This window comes from Lactiplantibacillus plajomi (assembly GCF_005405405.1).
Taxonomy (GTDB): Bacteria; Bacillota; Bacilli; order Lactobacillales; family Lactobacillaceae; genus Lactiplantibacillus; species Lactiplantibacillus plajomi.
Genome location: NZ_BJDZ01000011.1, coordinates 77,247 through 93,425, shown reverse-complemented (window position 1 = coordinate 93,425; position 16,179 = coordinate 77,247). Strand labels below are relative to the sequence as shown.

The following is a 16,179-nucleotide window of genomic DNA, read 5'->3' as shown; positions in this document are numbered from 1 at the left end:
TGGTCGACTAGATTGTAGCACAGGACGGTATGTCCTTTTGTTGTGCATAAAAAATGGTGTTGATGGTTTTTATCCATCAACACCAAATATCATAGAGCCAGATATTTAAAGCTCCGGACAGCTGTCCGGGGCTTTTTTTGTCGTGTTGTGAAAATATTGGGGGAACGATCGGGCGATTTGTTAACTTATGTTGATTATCACTACCGTAAACGATACTATTATAATACATATAACAAGGTTAAGCTTAATGTCACGGGAGGACGATGTTAGTATGAAGTTTGATCGGTGGTACGGTTTAGGTGGTTTTGCAATGGTGGGATTGCTAGTAAGCTGGCAATTGGCAAGTATCAATGGTCTGCTGGTTAGTTTTACGCTGGTGTTCGGCCTACTGGGATACGGCTACACGAAAAGGCTATTGGCAGGGCCACCGCGGCGCGCACGCCTCGCTACGGGAGGGTGGTTTATTTTACAAGCACTGGTTTTGTTGATTGGCTTTAGCCTCATAACGAGCTGGTTGCTAGATCCGGACTTTTCGGGCGTATACGGGCAACAAGTTCAGCCCGTTCTGGGAATGACGAGCTACTTAGCTACGGGGCGTGCGACTTGGCAGAACGTTTTTATTGCGGTTTGGCCCTTGGGGATTGCTGTTTTGGGATGGTTGCTCTGGGAATTTTCGGCGGCGCTCCTAAGTTGGCAAGGACGTTCGTTGCGGCGGGGACTGGTCGGTTGGTCGCTACTGGTTGTCGGGGGCAGCGGCGTGCTTAACTTGCCCTGGTTACTAGGATCGCAGCCGGTGGTCCCAACGAGTTGGTTCTTAATACCGCTTGCGCTGGGGAGTTGTCTAGCCACGCGTTCTCGGCGCGCAATCGGTTGGCAGGTGACCCCGCCGTTCGCGTACTGGATGGCCCTAGTGCTGATGGGTACGGAGATGGTGGTGGTAATGAGCCTAAAAACGGTTCAATCACACTGGGGACTCGTTGCGCTACTTTTGATGGGAAGCTTAGGGACCAGTTGGGGAATTATTAGTGCCCAGACGCAGCCGGTAACGGCGCGCCACTGGCAGGCGTTGCGAGTAAGCTTTACGTTATACATAATTGCGTGGGCAAGTTTAACCTTGATCGCGCAGCGAGAACATTTATGGACGGTCGGGCTAGCGTTGCTTGTGGCGGGCGTCGTTGCCACCTTTGATGAGTGGTTATACCGGCAGTCCGGCGTATTTTGGCACCAAGGCGGGCAACGTTATTTACCATGGACCGTTGGTGTGGTCATCATGTTCATAACAATTTTAGGGAGCTTTTCCGTTTATCAAGATAGACGGGTGACGCGCGCATCCCGGACTAGGGTGCGGACGACTGCCAGTACGGCTAAATCAAGCCAGCGGTCACCCACAACTAAGCGGTCAGCTTCAAGTCGGCCGGCAACTCGAACGAGCACGGCAAAGCCGGTCGCGGTTGATCCTGCCAAACAAAAGACGGCGTTGATGCAAGCTTGGCAGCAAATTATTGACCAACAAACGGTTAAAGTTGGGGTGGCGGTTTATGATGCTCAGACGAAGCAAAGCTATCGTTATACCAAGGATCCGGATGGGAGCGGCTTTTACGTTGCCAGTACCGTTAAGGCCGGGATCTTAACCGAGTTACTTCACCAGCGTGATCAGGGAAAGTTAACGTTTACGGAGAACGAACAGATGCTGGCTAAGTCAATGATTCGGAATAGTGACAACGCCGCGGCGACGAGTTTGCTCGGCCAGGGGATGGGTAGTTACGGCGCGCTCAATAACTTGTATCAACAGTTGGGCATGACGGGGACTACTTCGCACCTGACGTCCTGGAGTATGACCAAGACGACGCCGGCCGATCAGGTGAAGTTGTTACGAACGATTTTTTACCCGTCTAATTACTTAAGTCAGCAATCTAAACAAACCATTCAGCACTTAATGGGCACCGTTAGTGCAGATCAGAGTTGGGGTGTGTCGAAAAGTGCGCCTAATTACCAGCTTAAGAATGGCTGGATGAACTTGAGTGATAGTGGATTGGGCTGGCAAGTTAATAGTATCGGTCACGTTTATGATAAAGATAACGATGCGGATGGTTACGTGATTGCGATTTATACGAACCGGGACGCAACCATGCAGGAGGGGGTCACGCTGGTTGAAAAGCTGGCGGCTGTGACCCGCGAAGTTTTATTACCAAGTTAAAACCGTTGATGAGCAGTGCCTGGCAATTGTCAGGTACTGCTTTTGTATTTAGGCGCGTACCGGTTCTGTGGTATGCTAAACGGATAACGATTGAAGGTAGGGAGCAGTATGGGAATTAAATTAGTGGCTTTTGATATGGACGGGACGTTCCTTAATGACCAAAATACGTATGATCACGTCCGTTTCGGTCAACTACTGAGCGCACTGCGGGCCCGCGGGGTTCGGGTCGTGGCGGCAAGCGGGTCGCAATACCAACGCCTGCAGACCCAGTTTGGTGACTTTCAAAAGCAAATGGATTTCGTGTCGCAAAACGGTGCGGTCGTTCATCGGGGTGGCCAGCCGTTGATCGTCACGGCCATGCCGGCTGCCGCGGTAACGGCCACGTTACAAACGATTAAACACCAGTTTCAACCGAGCGAAGTCGCTGAGCACTTAGTAGTGGGGGTCAAGTCGGCCTACGTGGATGAGCGCATGTCAGCGGCTAGCTACCAGCAAACCCATTATTACTATGACCATTTAAAGCGGGTACCGGACTTAGCGGGAGTCACGCCCGCCCGGCTCGATGATCAGATTACGAGTATCGGTATCACGTTTGCCGACCAGGTTGACTTTTCGACCGCAATGACCGGACTTCGGCAGCAGCTACCCGTAGGATTAGCAAGTCAAACGTCCGGCTATAACACGGAACTGATCAGCATGGCGCACGTGAACAAGGCGACCGGCTTAAAAGCGTTGATGCAAGCGTACCACGTCCAACCAAGTGAGCTGATGACCTTCGGCGACAATGAGAATGATTTGAGCATGTTACGGCTGACACCACACAGCTATGCCATGGCAAACGCCGTTGCGGCCGTCAAAGCACAGGCGCACCACCTAACGAGTAGTAACAACGCTGACGGTGTGTTAAACGTGTTGAGCAGGCTTGTCAGTGGCGTTGAGGATGACGGGGCGCACTAAGGACGAGATAATCTTCCTATAATATAGAAGAAACGAGTTATCGTACTGAAGTTGCGAGTGCAAATCGACGGTCAAATAGCCGTTGCTGTGGTATTATTTTCCTTGTGCTGTTTATCAAGTTACTCGAAACAGGAATAAATTAAATAAATCCTTAAAAGCACTACTAATCAAACCGGATTTATGTTACATTTATTAATGCTGGTTCAAAAAAGGTAACACGGTATACAGCGATAGTTAGAAAAAAGTGCAAAAGCACTTGATATTACAAAGCTTTTCATTTATTATAGATTGTGCTTGGTATTTTAAAGGGGATAAGTGTATCCCCCTAACATCAAGTAGTCGTAGTTAGCTTGGATGTGAAAGGTTGCGACACGCCCGGCCACATTGTCATGGGACGTGGCGGTAATTTTCACGGAGCTAGTCTTATTTTCAAAATAGACGAAGGAGGTCACAACAATGGCAAAGCAAAAAATTCGTATTCGCTTAAAGGCATACGAACACCGCATTCTTGATCAGTCAGCTGACAAGATTGTCGAAACGGCAAAGAGAACTGGTGCTACTATTTCAGGCCCAATTCCTTTACCAACGGAACGGACGATTTACACCGTTTTGCGTTCACCACATAAGTTTAAGGACTCACGTGAACAATTCGAAATGCGGACTCACAAGCGGTTAATCGATATCGTTAACCCAACGCCTAAGACGGTCGACTCATTAATGAAGTTAGACTTGCCTAGCGGTGTAGATATTGAAATCAAGCTTTAATTTATTTAACTAAAATCAATTAATTGGAGGTGTACTCATGACCACTAAAGGAATCTTAGGGAAAAAGGTAGGAATGACGCAAGTCTTCACTGAAAACGGGGAATTAGTCCCAGTTACAGTTGTCGAAGTTCAACCTAACGTTGTGTTGCAAGTTAAGACTGTTGAAAACGACGGTTACGAAGCAATCCAATTAGGTGTTGACGACAAGCGCGAAGTCTTGACGAACAAACCTGCTCAAGGTCATGCAGCAAAAGCAAAAACGACTCCTAAGCGCTTCATTCGTGAAATTCGTAATGTTGAGCTTGGAGATTACACAGTAGGTGACGAAGTTAAGGCTGACATTTTCGCAGCCGGAGACGCCGTCGACGTTACGGGTATCACCAAAGGTCATGGTTACCAAGGTAACATCCACAAAGACGGTCAACGTCGTGGTCCTATGGCTCACGGTTCTCGTTACCACCGTCGTCCAGGTTCATTGGGTGCCATTATCAACCGTGTCTTCAAGGGTAAGAAGTTACCTGGCCGGATGGGTAATCACCAACGGACGATGCAAAACTTACAAGTTGTTCGCGCCGACGTTGAAAACAACGTTTTGTTGATCAAAGGGAATGTTCCTGGCGTAAACAAATCATTTGTAACGATTAAAACATCAGTTAAGAGTAAATAAGGAAGGAGGACATAATACATGACTAGCGTAGCATTATATAAACAAGACGGTACGCAAAATGGTGACGTTACTTTAAACGACGCTGTGTTCGGTATTGAACCAAACGAAAACGTTGTTTTTGATGCCATCTTGATGCAACGTGCATCAATGCGTCAAGGAACTCACGCAGTTAAGAACCGTAGTGCTCGTCGCGGTGGTGGTCGTAAACCATGGCGTCAAAAGGGTACTGGTCGTGCGCGTCAAGGTTCTATCCGTTCGCCACAATGGCGTAAAGGTGGGATCGTCTTCGGACCAACTCCACGCTCATACAGCTACAAATTACCTAAGAAGGTTATGCGCTTAGCTTTGAAGTCTGTCCTTTCTCAAAAGGTTGCAGACAACAACTTAGTTGCAGTTGAAGGCTTAGCTTTCGATCAACCTAAGACGAAGGAATTTGCTAACGTATTAAATAACCTCAATGTAGACACCAAGACTCTTGTTTTGGTTGAAGAGGACAATGAAAAGGCTGCTTTGGCAGGTCGTAACTTACCAAATGTTAAGATCCTTAAAGCCAAAGGTGTTAACGTCTTAGACGTCGCTAATAGTGACAAATTAGTCGTTACCCAAAAAGCCCTCGATCAATTAGGGGAGGCGCTCGCATAATGGAAGCACGCGATGTAATTTTACGTCCTGTAATCACTGAAGCATCAATGGCTGACTTGGACGACAAGCGCTATACATTTGATGTCAACGTACAGGCTACTAAAACACAAGTTAAAAAAGCAATCGAAGAAATCTTCGATGTTAAGGTCGTTAAAGTTAACGTAATGAACGTTAAAGGGAAGTTTAAGCGTCAAGGTCGTTACGCCGGCTACACTAAGAAGCGTCGTAAGGCTATTGTTACCTTAAGTTCTGATTCTAACGAAATTAAGTTGTTCAACGACGATCAACAATAAATCTAATTTAGGAGGTAACTCTAGTGGGTATTAGAAAGTATAAACCAACCACTAACGGCCGTCGTAACATGACTGCTTCAGATTTCTCAGAAATCACTAAGACGAAGCCTGAAAAGTCATTATTAGACTCACAAAGTCATACTGCCGGTCGTAACAGTTATGGTCACATTACTGTTCGTCATCGTGGCGGTGGTCATAAGCAACAATACCGTTTGGTTGACTTTAAGCGGATTAAGGACAACGTTCCTGCAACCGTCAAAGCAATCGAATATGATCCTAACCGGACAGCTAACATTGCATTATTAGTTTACGCTGACGGTGTGAAATCATACATCTTAGCACCAAAAGGTTTGGAAGTTGGCATGTCAGTTCAATCAGGTGCCGATGCCGACATCAAGGTTGGTAACGCATTGCCATTAACGAACATTCCAGTTGGTACTGTTATTCATAACATCGAATTGAAGCCTGGTAAGGGTGGCCAATTAGCTCGTTCAGCTGGTGCGTCTGCTCAATTACTTGGTAAGGAAGGCAAGTACGCCATTGTTCGTTTGTCTTCTGGTGAAGTTCGTTTAGTTCTCCTTACTGCCCGTGCCACTATCGGTACTGTTGGTAACGAACAACACGAATTGATCAATTCTGGTAAGGCCGGCCGTACTCGTTGGCAAGGTAAGCGTCCAACGGTTCGTGGTTCTGTAATGAACCCTAACGATCACCCTCATGGTGGTGGTGAAGGTAAAGCGCCAATCGGTCATCCATCTCCAATGTCTCCATGGGGCAAGAAGACCCTTGGGAAGAAGACTCGGAACACCAAAGCTCGTTCAAACAAGCTTATTGTTCGTGGTCGTCGCCCAGGCAAACACTAATTATATTTGAATTTACTGTAGTTCTCGAGAGGAGGTCACACGATGGGTCGTAGTTTAAAGAAGGGACCTTTCGCAGATCAGCATCTTTTAAACAAGATCGATGCACAATCTGATTCTGACAAGAAATCTGTCATCAAGACGTGGTCACGTCGTTCAACAATTTTCCCAAGTTTTATTGGGTACACTATCGCTGTATATGATGGGCGCAAGCATGTCCCAGTTTACATCCAAGACGATATGGTTGGTCATAAGTTAGGTGAATTTGTACCGACACGGACTTTCCATGGTCATGGTACTGACGATAAGAAAACGAAGTAGTTAGGAGGATAAAAGAATGGCTGAACAAGTAACATCTGCACGTGCAACTGCAAAAACTGTTCGGATTGCCGCTCGTAAGGTCCGCCTAGTCGTTGATCTTATCAGAGGTAAGAGCGTTGCTGAAGCTTTAGCAACTTTGAAGTTCACTCCACGGGGTGCATCTCCAGTAGTTGAAAAAGTATTGCTTTCAGCAGTTGCTAACGCTGAAAATAACTTTGACTTAGATCGTGAAGATTTGGTCGTAAGCGAAGCCTTTGTTAACGAAGGACCAACCTTAAAACGGTTCCGTCCACGGGCAAAGGGTTCTGCTTCCCCAATCAACAAGCGGACAAGCCACATCACGATCACAGTTAGTGAAAAATAGGAGGGATAACGCGTGGGTCAAAAAGTAAATCCAACCGGATTACGTGTAGGAATCATTCGCGATTGGGACGCAAAATGGTATGCTGAAAAAGATTTTGCTGCCTACTTGAACGAAGATTTACGCATCCGTAAGTATATCGAACAACGACTTGCCGACGCTTCCGTCTCCACCGTTGAAATCGAACGCGCTGCAAACCGCGTTAACATTTCAATCCACACCGCAAAGCCAGGGATGGTTATCGGTAAGGGTGGTTCTGAAGTTGAAGCTCTTCGTAAAGAATTAAACAATTTAACTGGTAAGCGAGTACACATCAACATCATCGAAATTAAGAAACCTGATTTAGATGCTAAATTAGTTGGTGAAAGTATCGCACGTCAACTTGAAGGCCGGGTTGCTTTCCGTCGCGCAATGCGTGGGGCAATGCAACGTACGATGCGTTCTGGTGCCAAGGGTGTTAAGGCCCAAGTCGCTGGTCGTTTGAACGGTGCCGACATGTCACGTGTCGAATCTTACTCAGAAGGAACGGTTCCGTTGCATACGCTCCGTGCGGACATTGATTACGCATGGGTTGAAGCACGGACCACATACGGTAAGTTAGGTGTTAAGACCTGGATCTACCGTGGCGAAATCTTGCCAGAAAAGAAATCTGCAGCTAAAGGAGGAAACTAAACATGCTGGTACCTAAACGGGTTAAGTACCGTCGTGTTCACCGTGGTAAAATGCGCGGTGAAGCTAAAGGCGGTAAGACAGTTGCTTTTGGTGAATTCGGTTTACAAACTCTCGAATCACACTGGATCAGCAACCGGCAGATTGAAGCTGCCCGTGTTGCTATGAACCGTTACATGAAGCGTGGCGGTAAAGTATGGATTAAGATTTTCCCTCACAAGTCTTACACTGAAAAAGGTGTTGGTGTGCGGATGGGTAATGGGAAGGGTGCTCCTGCAGGTTGGGTTGCCCCAGTAAAACGTAACAAGATTATGTTTGAAGTCGGTGGCGTTCCTGAAGAAGTTGCACGCGAAGCTTTACGCTTAGCTGGCACGAAGTTACCTGTGAAAACTAAGATTGTAAAGCGCGAGGAAGTAGGTGGCGAATCAGATGAAGGCTAAGGAAATTAAAGCATTGTCCACTGCTGAAATGCTCGAAAAAGAAAAGTCTTATAAAGACGAACTTTTCAACTTGCGTTTTCAATTGGCCACTGGTCAGCTTGAAAACACCGCTCGTTTAAAACAAGTTCGTAAGAACATTGCGCGTATCAAAACTGCGTTGCGTGAACAAGAATTAAACAAGTAGAGTATAAAGGAGGCAATCACGAATGAGTGAAGATACTCGTAATAGCCGTAAGGTTATTCAAGGACGCGTCGTTTCCGACAAGATGGATAAGACAATCGTTGTCGTACGCGAAACTTACAAGAACCACCCGGTTTACGGTAAGCGTGTTCGTTATTCAAAGAAATACAAGGCTCATGATGAAAACAATGAAGCCCACATTGGCGATATCGTCAAGATCATGGAAACTCGTCCTCTTTCAGCTACTAAGCGTTTCCGCTTACTTGAAGTCGTTCAAAAAGCTGTTATTATCTAGTTTAAGCTGAATAAAATTACATGAAGGGAGGACACTTACTGTGATCCAACAAGAAAGTCGTTTAAAAGTTGCTGACAACTCCGGTGCCCGTGAAATCCTTACTATTAAGGTATTAGGTGGTTCTGGTCGCAAGACTGCTAACATTGGTGATATCATCGTCGCTACGGTCAAACAAGCAACACCCGGTGGTGTTGTCAAAGCCCACGATGTTGTTAAAGCCGTAATCGTCCGGACGAAGTCTGGTGTTCACCGCGCTGACGGTTCATACATCAAGTTCGACGAAAACGCTGCAGTTATTATCAAAGAAGACAAGACGCCTCAAGGTACTCGTATCTTTGGCCCTGTCGCTCGTGAATTACGTGATAAGGACTTCATGCGTATCGTTTCATTAGCTCCAGAAGTTCTGTAATCACACACCGTAAATAAGGAGGTGCGCAACCTAATGTTGATTAAAACTGGTGATAAAGTTCGTGTAATCAGCGGTAAGGATCGTGGTCAAGAAGGTACTGTTAAAAAGGTCCTCGTTGCCAAGAACCGTGTCGTTGTTGAAGGTGTTAACAAGATCAAGAAACACCAAAAACCAACGAACGTTAACCCACAAGGCGGGATTGTTGATATCGAAGCTCCAATCGATATTTCGAACGTAATGTTCATCGACCCTTCGACTAACGAACCTACTCGTTTAGGTGTTCGTCGCGAAGATGATGGCAAGCGTGTCCGTTTTGCTAAGAAGTCCGGTAAGGACTTAGAAAACTAAAAACTGACTGAAAGGAGGAAGCAAGTTTCATGGAAAACCGTTTAAAAGCTCAATATGAAAAAGAAATCGTCCCAGCATTAGTTGACAAGTTCAACTACACTTCAGTAATGCAAGTACCAAAGCTGGCAAAAATCGTTTTGAACATGGGTGTTGGTGATGCAGTTACTAATGCTAAGAACTTAGACGAAGCAGTTGAAGAATTGACTTTGATCTCCGGTCAAAAGCCACTGGTTACCCGGGCAAAGAAATCTATCGCTGGTTTCCGTCTTCGTGAAGGTATGGCAATTGGTGCCAAAGTTGACTTACGTGGTGAACGTATGTATGACTTCTTGGACAAGTTGATCAACGTTTCATTACCACGTGTTCGTGACTTCCATGGTGTAAGTACTCGTTCATTTGATGGTCGCGGTAACTACACATTGGGTGTCCGTGAACAATTGATCTTCCCAGAAATCAACTATGATAATGTTAACCGTGTTCGCGGTTTAGACATTGTAATCGTCACAACGGCTGATAGTGATGAAGAATCACGTGAGCTGTTAACTCAATTTGGCATGCCATTTGCTAAATAATCGAAGGGGGTTAATCGAAGTTGGCTAAAAAATCACAAATTGCTAAACAAAAACGTGGCGCAAAGTTTAACGTTCAAAACTACACTCGCTGCGAACGTTGTGGTCGTCCACATTCAGTTTACCGTAAATTCCACTTGTGCCGTATCTGCTTACGCGACCTGGCCCACAAAGGTCAAATCCCTGGCATGAAAAAGGCCAGCTGGTAAAACGAACCCAAGTTAAAGGAGGTTAAACTTTCATGATGACTGATCCAATCGCAGATTTCTTGACTCGTATCCGTAACGCTAACATGGTACGTCACGATTCATTAGAAGTTCCTGCATCAAAAATCAAGCGCAGCATTGCCGAAATTTTAAAGAATGAAGGTTTTGTTCGCGACGTTGAATACATCGATGATGACAAACAGGGCATCATCCGTGTCTTCTTGAAGTATGGTAAGGATAACGAACGGGTTATTTCTGGTTTGAAGCGTATTTCAAAGCCAGGTTTACGTTCATACGTCAAAGCTGATGCTGTTCCTAAGGTTTTAAACGGCTTAGGGATCGCAATCATCTCAACTTCAGAAGGCGTTATTACTGACAAAGAAGCTCGCGCTAAGAAGCTTGGCGGCGAAGTTTTAGCTTACGTTTGGTAATCAATAATTAAGACGGGAGGTGCAAGTAAGTGAGTCGTATTGGTAATAAAGTAATTGAACTACCTGCTGGGGTAGAAGTATCACAAGCTGGTGAAGTCGTTACGGTTAAGGGTCCTAAGGGTACTTTGACGCGTAACATCGACAGTCAAATTACGATGTCAGTTGAAGGCAACGAAGTTAAATTCACGCGCCCATCTGATGACTACAAGATGAAGGCATTACACGGTACTACCCGTGCTAATGTTAACAACATGGTTGAAGGGGTCACTAATGGCTTTACTAAGAACCTTCAATTGGTCGGTGTTGGTTACCGTGCCCAATTGCAAGGCAAGAAGTTAGTATTAAGCGTTGGTTATTCCCATCCTGTTGAATTCGAAACGCCCGAAGGTTTGAGCATCGAAGTTCCGGACAACACGCACATCAATATCTCTGGTATTGGTAAGCAAGCTGTCGGTGACTTTGCTGCCGAAGTTCGTGCCGTTCGTTCACCTGAACCTTACAAGGGTAAAGGGATTCGTTACGTCGATGAATATGTTCGTCGTAAGGAAGGTAAAACTGGTAAATAATGCAGCTTAGAGCTGTCCATACTAATATATAGAGGTGACTATTGTGATTTCAAAACCAGATAAGAATCAAACCCGCCAACGTCGTCATGCACGCGTTCGTGGTAAAATCTCTGGTACTGCTGAGCGCCCACGCTTAAATGTTTATCGTTCAAACAAAAACATCTACGCTCAAGTTATTGATGATGTAGAGGGTGTAACGCTCGCAAGTGCCTCAACTTTAGATAGCGAAGTTAAGGGTAACAACAAAACCGAACAAGCTGCTTCAGTTGGTGAAGTTGTTGCTAAACGAGCTGCTGAAAAGAAGATCTCTGACGTAGTCTTTGATCGTGGCGGTTACTTATATCACGGTCGGGTTCAAGCCTTGGCTGAAGCCGCTCGTGAAAACGGACTTAAATTCTAACAAAGGAGGAATAATACCATATGACTTTCATTGATCCATCAAAATTAGATCTTGACGATAACGTTGTTGCCATCAACCGGATTACTAAAGTTGTTAAAGGTGGTCGTCGCTTACGTTTTGCTGCTTTAGTAATCGTTGGTGACCACAAAGGACACGTTGGTTTCGGTACTGGTAAGGCTCAAGAAGTTCCAGAAGCAATTCGGAAAGCTTCCGAAGCTGCTAAAAAGAACTTGATCACTGTACCAATGGTTGGTACCACCATTCCTCACGAAACAATTGGTGTTTACGGTGGTGGCCGCATCTTGCTTAAGCCAGCCGTTGAAGGTTCTGGGGTTGCCGCTGGTGGCGCCGTTCGTGCCGTCATGGAATTAGCCGGCGTTGACGATGTTACTAGTAAGCGCCTTGGCTCCAACACGCCAGTTAACGTTGTACGTGCAACGTTCGAAGGTTTGAAGAGCTTGAAGACTGCTGAACAATTCGCTGCTTTACGTGGTGTCTCAGCCGAACATTTAGCTGAATAATAGGAGGACAAACAACATGGCTCAATTAAAGATCACTTTAGTTCGTAGCGCAGCTCACCGTCTTCCTAAGCAACGTAAAATTGTGAAGGAATTAGGCTTAAACCGGATCAACAGTTCCGTTGTTAAACCTGATGACGCAGCAACTCGCGGACAAATTTTCCACATCGCTCACTTAGTCGATGTTGAAATCATCAAGTAATTTAAATTTTCAAAGAGGAGGTGCCTACTAAATGAAGTTACATGAATTGCAAGCAAGTGAAGGCTCACGTTTTACGCGTCGTCGCATTGGTCGTGGTGACTCAAGTGGCCATGGTAAGACTTCTGGTCGTGGCCAAAAGGGTCAAAAGGCGCGTGGTAAAGTTCGTGTAGGGTTCGAAGGTGGCCAAATGCCATTGTACCGTCGGATTCCAAAGCGTGGATTTACTAACATTAACCGTAAAGAATACGCGGTTGTTAACCTTGACGGCTTAAACCGTTTTGACGATGGTGCCGAAGTAACACCAGAATCATTAAAGGAAGCCGGTTTAGTTAAGAAGAGTGCTGCCGTTAAAGTTCTTGGTAATGGTAAACTCAACAAAAAATTAACAGTTAAGGCAAGCAAGTTCTCCGCAACGGCTGTTGCGGCTATCGAAGCTGCTGGCGGTAAAACTGAGGTGATCTAATTTGCTGACTACCATGAAGAACGCTCTCAAAGTAAAGGATATTCGGAATAAACTTCTGTTCACCTTGGGCGTTTTGATTGTATTTCGTCTTGGCTCTTATATCACAGTTCCGGGGGTTAACGCCCAGGCGCTTCAATCGATTGCGTCGACCGGACTGATAAGTATGTTGAATACATTCAGTGGTGGCGGTTTAACAAATTATTCCATCCTTGCTATGGGGGTATCCCCTTACATTACTGCACAAATCATCGTTCAATTGTTACAAATGGACATTGTTCCTAAGTTTGTTGAATGGGGCAAACAAGGTGAAGTTGGTCGGCGGAAGCTTAATCAAGCGACCCGCTGGCTGACAATCGCCTTAGCGTTCCTTCAATCGATTGGGATTACTGCCGGGTTCAACTCCCTAAGTCAACTTAAATTAGTTGATAACCCGGGTCTCAACACTTACTTCACCATTGGGTTAATCCTGACAGGTGGGGCGATGTTGACGACTTGGATGGGGGATATGATTACGGACCGTGGGATCGGTAATGGGGTTTCCATTATCATCTTCGCCGGGATCATTGCTCGGATGCCAACCTCAATCTATCAAATTTATCAAGAACAATTTGCCAACGTCTCAATGAGCGATTGGTGGCAAAGTGGATTGTTTGTTCTTGGGTTAGTGGTTATTGTTTTAATCATCGTTATGTTCGTAACGTGGGTTGAGCAAGCTAATGACCGGATTCCAATCCAATATACCCGTCGTGCAGCTGGTGCGCCTGACAGTAGTTATTTACCACTGAAGGTGAACGTTGCCGGGGTTATTCCCGTTATTTTCGCGAGTTCCTTCATTGCAACGCCCCAAACGATTTTACTAGGTTTCCAATCCAGTCATGGTGGCGATACCTGGTACCAAGTCATGACGAACATCTTTAATATGCAGTCAACAACCGGTGCGATTTTATATACCGTACTGATCGTGCTCTTCACGTTCTTCTATGCCTTTGTTCAGGTTAATCCTGAAAAGCTGTCGAAGAACTTGCAAAAGCAAGGCAGCTATATTCCTGGCGTTTGGCCGGGTAAAGATACGCAGGACTGGGTTTCAAAATTATTGATGCGGTTAAGTACGGTCGGAGCCCTCTACCTTGGGTTGATTTCCTTGATTCCATTATTAGCTTCTGATATTTGGGGTCTGGATGAATCCATTGGTTTAGGTGGGACCAGCTTACTGATCGTTGTCGGGGTTGCCCTTGAAACTATTCGTCAAATTAAAGGATTAATGATGAAACGCGATTACGTCGGTTTTATCCGTTAATCAGCGAATGTGTTGGGGAAACTCAGCACATTTGTACTTTTAGGAGGAAAAAATATGGCAACAATGAACCTGATTTTAATGGGATTACCCGGTGCCGGAAAGGGTACTCAAGCACAGAAGATCCTCGAAGACTTCGATATTCCGCATATCTCAACGGGGGACATCTTCCGGGCAGCAATTAAGAACGAAACCAAAATGGGCCTCGAAGCCAAGAAGTATATCGACGACGGTAACCTGGTTCCGGACGAAGTCACTAACGGCATCGTTCGCGACCGGTTAGCCGAAGCCGATACAAAGAACGGCTTCCTGCTTGACGGTTATCCACGTAACATTGACCAAGCCCACGCATTGAAGCAAATCGGTGAAGACCTCAACAAACCGCTGGACGGCGTGATTAATATTCACGTTGATCCGGAAGTGTTAGTTGAACGGCTTTCCGGACGCTTCATCTGTCGCAAGTGTGGCGCAACTTACCACAAGATCTACAACAAGCCTAAAGTTGAAGGGACTTGCGACGTGTGTGGCGGTCATGACTTTTATCAACGTGATGATGACAAGCCCGCAACCGTAAAGAACCGGTTAGACGTGAACGTTAAGTTGAACACGCCGTTGATCGATTATTACGGTCAAGAAAAATTACTTTATAATGTCGACGGTGACCGCGACATTGATGATGTTTATCAAGATATCAAAAAGATTCTTGATAACCTTTAAAACCAAGCGTTCCGAATGGACGACGTTTGCTTTTCAAATGCCGTTGTGATAAACTTATTCAGGTTTAGCCGTTGACTGACTTAATGTTTTTTTAATATTATGATTAGACAATGACTGGTTCGAAAAGCGGACCAAATACGTGGTTACACGAAACCAGAAGATAAGGGAGGGACACTAGTTTGGCAAAGGAAGACGTCATCGAAATTCAAGGGACTATCAAAGAAACGTTGCCTAACGCGATGTTTAAAGTTGAACTTGAAAACGGCGCTGAGATCTTGGCACACGTTTCGGGTAAAATCCGGATGCACTACATTCGCATCTTGCCTGGTGACAAGGTTACGGTTGAAATGTCACCTTATGATTTGACTAAGGGTCGGATTACCTACCGTTTCAAGTAGGACCGACGCCTTGTACCTTATAGGAGGTAAAAATTCATGAAAGTAAGACCATCTGTAAAGCCAATGTGCGAACACTGCAAAGTTATTCGCCGTAAAGGCCGCGTAATGGTTATTTGCTCTGCTAACCCAAAGCATAAGCAACGCCAAGGTAAATAATTCAGATAATTCGGAGGTGAAATATTAATGGCTCGTATTGAAGGGATTGACTTACCACGTGACAAGCGTATTGTCATTGGTTTGACTTATATCTACGGTATCGGTAACACTTCTGCACAGAAGATCCTTGCTGAAGCCGGTGTTTCAGAAGACGTTCGTGTACGCGACTTAACTCCTGACCAGGAAGATAAGATTCGTGCCGTCGTTGACGGTTACAAAACTGAAGGTGACTTACGTCGTGAAGTCAACTTAAACATCAAGTTATTGCAAGAAATCGGTTCATACCGTGGGATGCGCCATCGTCGTGGTTTACCAGTTCGTGGTCAACACACGAAGAACAACGCCCGTACTCGTAAGGGTAAAAAGGTCAGCATCGCTGGACGTAAAAAATAATTATAAGGGAGGTTTTCGAATTTTATGGCTACTAGAAAGACAACCCGTCGTCGTCGGGTAAAAAAGAACATTGAATCCGGTGTGGCTCACATCCATTCAACGTTTAACAACACACTTGTTATGATCACTGACATGCAAGGGAACGCCGTTGCATGGTCATCAGCTGGTTCATTAGGTTTCAAGGGTTCACGTAAGTCAACTCCTTTTGCTGCTCAAATGGCCGCAGAAGCTGCTGCTAAGGCCTCAATGGAACATGGCATGAAGACTGTTGAAGTCGCTGTTAAAGGCCCTGGTTCCGGTCGTGAAGCTGCCATCCGTGCTTTACAAGCTACTGGTTTGGAAGTTAGTGCAATTCGCGATGTTACGCCAGTTCCTCATAATGGTTCTCGTCCTCCAAAGCGCCGTCGTGTTTAATCTGTGACGTTCATTTTGAGGGCAAACTTCATTGTGTGCGCACAACT

The 16,179-nt window shown here is 45.6% G+C and carries 29 protein-coding genes; all 29 read left to right on the top strand.

Features of this window, described 5'->3' with window-relative positions:
- The first annotated feature begins 271 nt into the window (after positions 1–271).
- A complete protein-coding gene (locus FFM82_RS06475; RefSeq protein WP_170178237.1) occupies positions 272–2,197 on the top strand; it encodes a serine hydrolase in 1,926 nt (641 codons plus the stop codon).
- A gap of 108 nt (positions 2,198–2,305) precedes the next feature.
- Entirely contained in the window at positions 2,306–3,154 is an 849-nt protein-coding gene (locus tag FFM82_RS06470) for a Cof-type HAD-IIB family hydrolase (protein ID WP_137645045.1), read from the top strand.
- Between the two features lie 456 nt (positions 3,155–3,610).
- Positions 3,611–3,919, top strand: a complete 309-nt coding sequence (rpsJ, locus tag FFM82_RS06465; protein ID WP_003638059.1) for a 30S ribosomal protein S10 — start codon at positions 3,611–3,613, stop codon at positions 3,917–3,919.
- A 37-nt stretch (positions 3,920–3,956) separates the two neighbouring features.
- Positions 3,957–4,586: a 50S ribosomal protein L3 gene (rplC, locus tag FFM82_RS06460; RefSeq protein ID WP_137645044.1), complete on the top strand. Its 630-nt coding sequence runs from the start codon at positions 3,957–3,959 to the stop codon at positions 4,584–4,586.
- 18 nt (positions 4,587–4,604) lie between these two features.
- The gene (rplD, locus tag FFM82_RS06455; RefSeq protein ID WP_137645043.1) at positions 4,605–5,228 is read left to right on the top strand and encodes a 50S ribosomal protein L4; all 624 of its coding nucleotides are present in this window, start codon (positions 4,605–4,607) and stop codon (positions 5,226–5,228) included.
- The gene (gene rplW / locus FFM82_RS06450; RefSeq protein ID WP_137645042.1) at positions 5,228–5,521 is read left to right on the top strand and encodes a 50S ribosomal protein L23; all 294 of its coding nucleotides are present in this window, start codon (positions 5,228–5,230) and stop codon (positions 5,519–5,521) included. Before rplD ends, rplW begins: the two co-directional genes overlap by 1 nt.
- 23 nt (positions 5,522–5,544) lie before the next feature.
- On the top strand, positions 5,545–6,384 hold the full coding sequence (gene rplB / locus FFM82_RS06445; protein WP_137645041.1) for a 50S ribosomal protein L2: 840 nt from the start codon (positions 5,545–5,547) through the stop codon (positions 6,382–6,384).
- A 42-nt stretch (positions 6,385–6,426) separates the two neighbouring features.
- Positions 6,427–6,702, top strand: a complete 276-nt coding sequence (rpsS, locus tag FFM82_RS06440; protein ID WP_137641596.1) for a 30S ribosomal protein S19 — start codon at positions 6,427–6,429, stop codon at positions 6,700–6,702.
- Positions 6,703–6,718: 16 nt separating this feature from the next.
- Positions 6,719–7,066 (top strand): 50S ribosomal protein L22, encoded by a 348-nt coding sequence (gene rplV, locus FFM82_RS06435; protein WP_137645040.1) that lies wholly within the window; start codon positions 6,719–6,721, stop codon positions 7,064–7,066.
- A gap of 12 nt (positions 7,067–7,078) precedes the next feature.
- Positions 7,079–7,735, top strand: coding sequence for a 30S ribosomal protein S3 (rpsC, locus tag FFM82_RS06430; protein WP_137645039.1), 657 nt, complete (start codon positions 7,079–7,081; stop codon positions 7,733–7,735).
- Between the two features lie 2 nt (positions 7,736–7,737).
- Complete coding sequence (gene rplP / locus FFM82_RS06425; protein WP_137645038.1) at positions 7,738–8,172, top strand: 50S ribosomal protein L16; 435 nt, start codon at positions 7,738–7,740, stop codon at positions 8,170–8,172.
- Positions 8,162–8,356, top strand: coding sequence for a 50S ribosomal protein L29 (gene rpmC, locus FFM82_RS06420; protein ID WP_024624521.1), 195 nt, complete (start codon positions 8,162–8,164; stop codon positions 8,354–8,356). Before rplP ends, rpmC begins: the two co-directional genes overlap by 11 nt.
- 22 nt (positions 8,357–8,378) lie before the next feature.
- Complete coding sequence (gene rpsQ / locus FFM82_RS06415; protein WP_137641593.1) at positions 8,379–8,648, top strand: 30S ribosomal protein S17; 270 nt, start codon at positions 8,379–8,381, stop codon at positions 8,646–8,648.
- A 40-nt stretch (positions 8,649–8,688) separates the two neighbouring features.
- Positions 8,689–9,057 carry a 50S ribosomal protein L14 gene (gene rplN / locus FFM82_RS06410; protein WP_137645037.1) on the top strand — a complete coding sequence of 123 codons (369 nt, stop codon included), beginning with the start codon at positions 8,689–8,691 and terminating at the stop codon, positions 9,055–9,057.
- 33 nt (positions 9,058–9,090) lie between these two features.
- A complete protein-coding gene (rplX, locus tag FFM82_RS06405; RefSeq protein WP_137645036.1) occupies positions 9,091–9,405 on the top strand; it encodes a 50S ribosomal protein L24 in 315 nt (104 codons plus the stop codon).
- Positions 9,406–9,434: 29 nt separating this feature from the next.
- Positions 9,435–9,977, top strand: a complete 543-nt coding sequence (gene rplE / locus FFM82_RS06400) for a 50S ribosomal protein L5 (RefSeq protein ID WP_003638072.1) — start codon at positions 9,435–9,437, stop codon at positions 9,975–9,977.
- A gap of 20 nt (positions 9,978–9,997) precedes the next feature.
- On the top strand, positions 9,998–10,183 hold the full coding sequence (locus FFM82_RS06395) for a type Z 30S ribosomal protein S14 (RefSeq protein ID WP_003638073.1): 186 nt from the start codon (positions 9,998–10,000) through the stop codon (positions 10,181–10,183).
- A 32-nt stretch (positions 10,184–10,215) separates the two neighbouring features.
- Entirely contained in the window at positions 10,216–10,611 is a 396-nt protein-coding gene (rpsH, locus tag FFM82_RS06390) for a 30S ribosomal protein S8 (RefSeq protein WP_137645035.1), read from the top strand.
- Between the two features lie 29 nt (positions 10,612–10,640).
- On the top strand, positions 10,641–11,177 hold the full coding sequence (rplF, locus tag FFM82_RS06385; protein ID WP_137645034.1) for a 50S ribosomal protein L6: 537 nt from the start codon (positions 10,641–10,643) through the stop codon (positions 11,175–11,177).
- A gap of 34 nt (positions 11,178–11,211) precedes the next feature.
- Positions 11,212–11,577, top strand: a complete 366-nt coding sequence (gene rplR, locus FFM82_RS06380) for a 50S ribosomal protein L18 (protein WP_307722437.1) — start codon at positions 11,212–11,214, stop codon at positions 11,575–11,577.
- 20 nt (positions 11,578–11,597) lie between these two features.
- Positions 11,598–12,098, top strand: a complete 501-nt coding sequence (rpsE, locus tag FFM82_RS06375; RefSeq protein ID WP_137645033.1) for a 30S ribosomal protein S5 — start codon at positions 11,598–11,600, stop codon at positions 12,096–12,098.
- A 16-nt stretch (positions 12,099–12,114) separates the two neighbouring features.
- Positions 12,115–12,297: a 50S ribosomal protein L30 gene (gene rpmD / locus FFM82_RS06370; RefSeq protein WP_137645032.1), complete on the top strand. Its 183-nt coding sequence runs from the start codon at positions 12,115–12,117 to the stop codon at positions 12,295–12,297.
- 31 nt (positions 12,298–12,328) lie between these two features.
- On the top strand, positions 12,329–12,760 hold the full coding sequence (gene rplO, locus FFM82_RS06365) for a 50S ribosomal protein L15 (RefSeq protein WP_137645031.1): 432 nt from the start codon (positions 12,329–12,331) through the stop codon (positions 12,758–12,760).
- A 1-nt stretch (position 12,761) separates the two neighbouring features.
- Positions 12,762–14,057, top strand: coding sequence for a preprotein translocase subunit SecY (gene secY / locus FFM82_RS06360; protein ID WP_137645030.1), 1,296 nt, complete (start codon positions 12,762–12,764; stop codon positions 14,055–14,057).
- A gap of 63 nt (positions 14,058–14,120) precedes the next feature.
- Positions 14,121–14,771 (top strand): adenylate kinase, encoded by a 651-nt coding sequence (locus FFM82_RS06355; protein ID WP_307722438.1) that lies wholly within the window; start codon positions 14,121–14,123, stop codon positions 14,769–14,771.
- A gap of 179 nt (positions 14,772–14,950) precedes the next feature.
- Positions 14,951–15,169, top strand: a complete 219-nt coding sequence (infA, locus tag FFM82_RS06350; RefSeq protein ID WP_003638082.1) for a translation initiation factor IF-1 — start codon at positions 14,951–14,953, stop codon at positions 15,167–15,169.
- Positions 15,170–15,205: 36 nt separating this feature from the next.
- Entirely contained in the window at positions 15,206–15,325 is a 120-nt protein-coding gene (gene rpmJ / locus FFM82_RS06345) for a 50S ribosomal protein L36 (RefSeq protein WP_083491579.1), read from the top strand.
- Between the two features lie 27 nt (positions 15,326–15,352).
- On the top strand, positions 15,353–15,718 hold the full coding sequence (gene rpsM, locus FFM82_RS06340; RefSeq protein WP_137645028.1) for a 30S ribosomal protein S13: 366 nt from the start codon (positions 15,353–15,355) through the stop codon (positions 15,716–15,718).
- Positions 15,719–15,742: 24 nt separating this feature from the next.
- Positions 15,743–16,132, top strand: coding sequence for a 30S ribosomal protein S11 (gene rpsK / locus FFM82_RS06335; RefSeq protein ID WP_003638085.1), 390 nt, complete (start codon positions 15,743–15,745; stop codon positions 16,130–16,132).
- The last annotated feature ends 47 nt before the right edge of the window (positions 16,133–16,179 follow it).